The sequence below is a fragment of the bacterium genome (genome assembly GCA_026398675.1).
Taxonomy (GTDB): domain Bacteria; phylum RBG-13-66-14; class RBG-13-66-14; order RBG-13-66-14; family RBG-13-66-14; genus RBG-13-66-14.
In genome coordinates this window covers 1-5,697 of sequence record JAPLSK010000320.1, presented here as the reverse complement: position 1 = coordinate 5,697, position 5,697 = coordinate 1, and the positions used below count along the sequence as shown (strand labels likewise).

The following is a 5,697-nucleotide window of genomic DNA, read 5'->3' as shown; positions in this document are numbered from 1 at the left end:
TCAAGAGCGCCCGCGCCCGCCGGATGACCCCCTTGGGCAGCCCGGCCAGCCGCGCCACGTGCACCCCGTAGCTCGACCGCGCCGCGCCCTCCTCCACCCGGTGCAGAAAGCGCACCTCGCCCCCGCTTTCCGAGACCGCCATCTGCATGTTGAACGCCCGGGGCAGCACCTCCACCAGCCGCGTCAGCTCGTGGTAGTGGGTGGCGAAGACGGTCCGCGCCGCGAGCTCCCGTGAGTCGTGCAGGTGCTCGGCCACGGCCCAGGCGATGGCCACCCCGTCGGTGGTGCTCGTCCCCCGGCCCACCTCGTCCAATAAAAGCAGGCTCCTCGGCGTGGCGCAGTTCAATATCCGGGCGGTCTCGGTCATCTCGACCATGAAGGTGGAGAGGCCGCGGGCGATGTCGTCGGCGGCGCCCACCCGCGTGAAGACCGCGTCCACCAGCCCCAGGCGCATCGCACGAGCCGGGACGAAGGAGCCGGTCTGCGCCAGAATCACCGCCAGGCCGACCTGGCGCAGGTAGGTTGACTTGCCGGCCATGTTGGGGCCGGTGAGGAGCATCAGTTGCCGGTCCCCGCCCGACAGGCGGCAGTCGTTGGGGACGAAGGGGCCCCTCCCGTGGCGCTCCACCAGGGGGTGCCGGGCTTCGACGAGCTCCAGGTCGCGAGACAGGTCGAGCTCCGGCCTGCACCATCCGCCCCGGGCGGCCGTCTCGGCCAGGGAGGCGACGACGTCCAGCCGGGCCAGCGCCCCGGAAAGCTCGGCCAGCTCCGCCGTCCAGCAATCGAGCTCTTCCAGGAGCCGGCGGTAGAGGTGGGTCTCGAGGCCGGCCAGGCGCTCCCGGCCCCGGACGATCACCGCCTCCTTCTCCTTGAGCTCCGGGGTGATGTAGCGCTCGGCGGCGACCAGGGTCTGCTTGCGGAGGTAGTCCTCGGGGACCCGGTCCGCCTTGGAGCGCTGCACCTCGATGAAGTAGCCGAAGACCTTGTTGAAGCCGACCTTGAGGCTGCCGATGCCGGTGCGCCCGCGCTCCTTTTCCTGGAGACCTCTAATCCAGCGCTCCGCCTCTTCGAGCTCCTCGTTGGCCCGATCGAAATCGGGGTCCCAGCCCGGGGCGATGACGCCGCCCGAGCCGACCTGGCCCGGCTCTTCCACCAGGGCCCGCTTCAGCAGTTCTCCGGCATGGGAGAGCTCCTCCAGCCCTTGGCCCAGCGTCGTCCAGGCGCCCTCTTTCCTGCCCTTCAGCCACTCCGCCAGGGTGGGGACGCGGCCGAGCGTGTCGCGGATGAGAACGAGGTCCCGGGGCGCGGCCTTGCGCAGGGCCACCCGCCCCGCGGCCCGCTCCAGGTCCCCCAGCCCCGAGAGCCGTTCGCGCAGGTCGGCGCGCGCGTCGGCGTCCCCCACCAGGTCGGCCGTGGCGGCCTGGCGCTCCAAAATAGGTTCCAGGCGAGCCAGCGGTGCCACCAGCCAGCCCCGCAGCAGCCGCCGGCCCATGGGGGTCAGCGTCAGGTCCACCAGCTCCAAAAGACTCCGCCGGCTGCTCGACCGGTCCGCGGACGAGGTGACCAGCTCCAGGGTGTCCACCGTGGCCCGGTCCAGGCGGAGAAACGCGCCCCGCTCGATGGGCCTCGGCGGGCGGAGGTTGAGCGGCCCCCCGAGTTGGGTTTCCTCGAGGTAGGCGACCACGGCGGCGGCGGCCCGCTGCGCCATTTTATACCCCTCCACCCCGAAACCCTCCAGGGTGGTTACACCGCCGGGTCCGGCGAACTCGGCCAGCAGAAACTCGCCGGTGGAGAGATCGGCCAGGGCCACCCCGTACCCGCCCCGCCCCTCGGCCAGGGCGGCGAGGTAGCTGGACCGGGCGCCGCCCAGCAGTTCCTCCTCGTAGAGCGTGCCCGGGGAGTAGAGGCGGACTATCTCGCGCTCGACCAGGCCCGTGGGGCCGTCGCCGCGCTTCTTGGTCTGCGCGCCCGACGAGATTGCGGGGGAAGAGGTGGCGTCCAGCGGGTCCCCCTCGACGAGCTGCTCCGCCAGCGCCACGTGGTGCCCCGCCGCCAGGAGCCTCGGCAGGTACGACCCCAGCGCGTGGTGCGGGATGCCGGCCAGGGGGACCGCGTCCGGGTGGCCCCTGTCCCGGGTGGTCAGGGCGATGTCCAGCGTCTCGGCCACCCGGCGGGCGTCCTCCCCGAAGCTCTCGTAGAAGTCGCCCATGCGCATCAGGAGCAGGTGGTCGGGGTACCGCTCCTTGAAGGCGAGGTACTGGCGCATCATCGGGGTCTGTTTCGGATTCTGCCGGGCCACGGCTACCCCCGTCGGAGGGTTTTGGCGGCGTCGCCCGCCAGGAGACGGCTTTTAAGTCGCGGGTCGGGGAGTCCGGCCGCCAGCCGTTCGAGGGCGCCGAGGGCCTGCTTGAAATACTCCCGTTTGGCGTCGGCGTTTTCTACCCGGCCCGCCAGGAGCCCGGCCTGGAGGCGGAGCCGCCAGGTGATAGCCGGCACCTCGGGATAAGCCAGGGCCTCGTCGAGTGTCGCCCGCGCCCGCTCCGTGTCGCCGTTCCGGGAGTCCACGTCGGCCGTCAGCCCGGCCGCCCGGAGCCGGTGGCGCAGGTCGCCGGAGGCCTCCGCCCTCTCCCGGTAATCGCGGCAGGCCTCGGCCGCCTTGCGCCCCAGCCCCGTTTCGTGGAGCGCCCTGGCCCAGAGGCGGTTCAGGGTGAGCTCGTGGTCGGGCCGCTTCGGCCACTCGACGCCCTCCACGGCCTTCCGTCCGGCGGAAATGTCCCCCGAGACCAGAAGGTCCAGGGACAGGGCCAGCCGGAGCCGCGGGTCCGCCACGTCGCCCCTCGCCAGCGCCTTGGAGTGAAGGGCGGCCGCCTCGGAGAACAGGCCCAACGAGCGGTAGAGCTCCGCCGTCCGGTGCTCCGTCTCCACCTCATCCCCCGCCTCGCGGAGCGCCTCGAGCCCCTCCGCCGTTTTCCCTCGGCCGAGGAGTGTGTCGGCGTAGGCCAGGCGGGCCTTTTTGGAGAGCTCGGCGTCGCCCAGCTCCTTGGCTCCCAACAGGGCCGCGTCGTGGTGGCGGGCGGCGGCGGTCCAGTCTCCAAGGTAATCGGCCAGCAGCCCGAGCTCGTAGGACAGCCGGACCGTGCCGAAGCGGTCCCGCTTCCCCTGGCGGACGCGCAGGAGTTCCTCGGTAATTTCACGGGCCTCGGCGAGCCGCCCCAGATTCGTCAGGACCAGCGCCCGCTCCTGCCGGACCGCCGCCCGACGGGGCTCGTTGCCCAGGCGCCCGAAGGTGCGCTCCGCTTCGGAGAGGGATTTCTCCGCCTCGGGGCCGCGGCCGTGCTCCAGGTAGAGCTCGCCCAGGCGGGCCTGGGTCTCGGCCACCTGCCCGGCCTGCAACAGGGAGCGCTCCCGGGCCAGGGCGGCCTCCAGCGCCTCGAGGGCTTTGGTCGGCTCGCGGCGGTTCTGGTAGATTTCGGCCAGCCCCTGCTGCGCCTCGGCGGCCAGGGAGAGGTGGCCGGTCGCCTCCGCCCACTCCAGGACTTGGGCCAGGTGTGCGTAGGCCTCGTCGGGGCGACCCAGCTCCAGGAGCGTTTTTCCCAAAAGCGACCGGGCCCGCGCGCCTTCGCGGTCTTCCCCCACCCCCGCCCGCTCCAGGTGGGCGAGCGCCTCCTCCCGCTTGTTTATCCGCAGCGCCGTCTCGCCCAGTAGCAGCTCGCGCCGCGCGTCCCAGCGGCCCTCGGGGTCGCAGGCCGCCGACCGGCCGATCCAGAGCTCGACCTCGTCCGGTTCTCCCCTGGCGCAGTGGATGGCGGCGTTTTGGAGGGCCAGCTCGGCCCGCTCGGCCTCCTCCCCCTCCTCCGCCTGGTCGTAAAGCTCCACCAGGATGGCGCCGGCGTCGGCGAAGCGGTGCTCCGAGGCGAGAATCCCCGCCAGCCCGGTGCGGAGTCTCCGGACGGCCCGGCGGTCCGGGGCGGCCTCCACCGCGTCCGCGTAGTAGGCGATGGCCGCGTCGAAGGAGCCCACCTCGGCGGCCAGTTGCCCGGCCAGCTCCAGGGCGGTTATCCGCTCCGCCGGGTCGCCGCAGTTCATGAAGTGGTTCACCGCCTGGGCCACCACCCCGCCGTGCTGGCGCTGGTAGAAGCGGGCGGCGTTGAAGTGCAGCTCGCGGCGGCGCCCTGGGTCCACCGCGACGTAGGCGGCCCGCCAGGCGGCCTGACCGGCGAAGGCGTACTCCCCGCCCTCCCGGGTCACCAGGGAGCACTCGGCCAGCCGGGCCCGCAGCGGGGAGACGTCGTCGGTGACCGCGGCCAGGTCGCCGGCCGAAAAGCGGGGCCCGAGGACCGACACCGTTTCCAGCGCCTCGGGATCCCCCTCCAGGGCGAAGAGCTCCGCGGCCAGCCGGTCCAGGGGCAGGCGGGCGTGGATGGGCGTCAGCCGGTCGCGCGCCGCCAGAAGCGCCAGGTAGGTCAGGCGCCCCGGCAGGAGCTCCCGCGGCGAGACGGGGCCCAGCGCCACGGCGTCCCGACCGGAGAGGGTCTTGAAGAGCCCCTCGGCCTCGGCGGGCGGCAGCGGCTCGATGGCGACGGCGGGCGCCGTCAATCCCTTGGGGGCTTTGTCGCCGCAGAGGATGACGGCCAGCGGCGGTCCCGCTCCGGTAAGGGAGCGGATCAAAGAAACAGAACCGGGGTCGAGGCACTCGGCGTCGTCCACGACCACGGTGAGCGGTCGCCCGCCCCGGGCCATGATGGCGGCCAGCAGAAGCTCGCCGGCCATCTCCCCCTTCTCGCCGGGGGAGAGGCCCCACAGCGGCTCGGAGAGCTTCCCGCCGGTGAAGAGGGCGATGAACTCGGCCAGGCGGGGGGCCGCCTCGCCCAGAGCGCGCCGCTGCGCCTCGGCCGCCGCGGAGCTGGAGACGGGCCCCCAGACCGCCAGGAGCATCCGCCGCCACAGGCCGTAGGGGTCGTAGCTCCACCAGGGCTGGGCGCGGAATAGGTGGGCGTCGCCCAGCTCGGCGAACAAGTCGCAGAGTTCCGACGCCAGGCGGCTCTTCCCGCTGCCCGGCTCGCCGGTGATAACCCCGACCACCGGGCGGCCTTGGCGGAGCTCCTCCAGCCAGGAATCGGCGTGGGCCAGGATTTTCTCCAGGCCCAACAGCGGCTGCCCCGCCTCCTCCCGGGCATGGGAGGGGACCAGGACGCAGAGCCTCCGGTCGGCGACGGCGATCTCGCGCTCCTCTTCGAAATCCGGCTCCGCCGCTGGGGCGTCCTCGGGGGGGCAGACCAGTGTGCCCGCGGGCGCCAGGACGGCCGAGCGGACCGCCCGCAGGAGCGGCTCTCCGGCCGGGACGACCACCGAGGAGTGTGCCCCGCGGAGGTAATAGTCGCTCAAGGGGCCGGCGGCCAGACCGCCGGAGCGGTCGCTGAACTCCGCGAGGACGGCGTATCCCGCCCCCGCCGCAGCTGAGGGTTCGGCGAAGACGTAGAGCGTGGCCAGCCCGCCCTCGTGGGGCACGGCGCCCCAGAGCTCGCCGCCCCAGTTGGCGCAGATTTCCGCCTCGACGCGAAGCCGGTTCTGGGCCTCGTCGCGGCCCTCCTCCACCAGTCCCCGGGGGCCGGGCCAGCCGAGGGCCAGGACTCCCTCCACCGCCAGCCGCCGCTCGCCCTGGTGGCGCGAGCCGAGGGGGATGAGCTGCCAGGGCGC

2 protein-coding genes are annotated in these 5,697 nt (G+C 73.2%); both read right to left on the bottom strand.

Features of this window, described 5'->3' with window-relative positions; all coding sequences use genetic code 11:
• The coding region (gene mutS, locus NTW26_09385) for a DNA mismatch repair protein MutS (GenBank protein ID MCX7022465.1) at positions 1-2,299 on the bottom strand (2,299 nt) is incomplete at its 3' end.
• Positions 2,300-2,301: 2 nt separating this feature from the next.
• Positions 2,302-5,697 (bottom strand): AAA family ATPase (locus NTW26_09380; GenBank protein ID MCX7022464.1); only part of this gene is annotated, 3,396 nt, incomplete at its 5' end.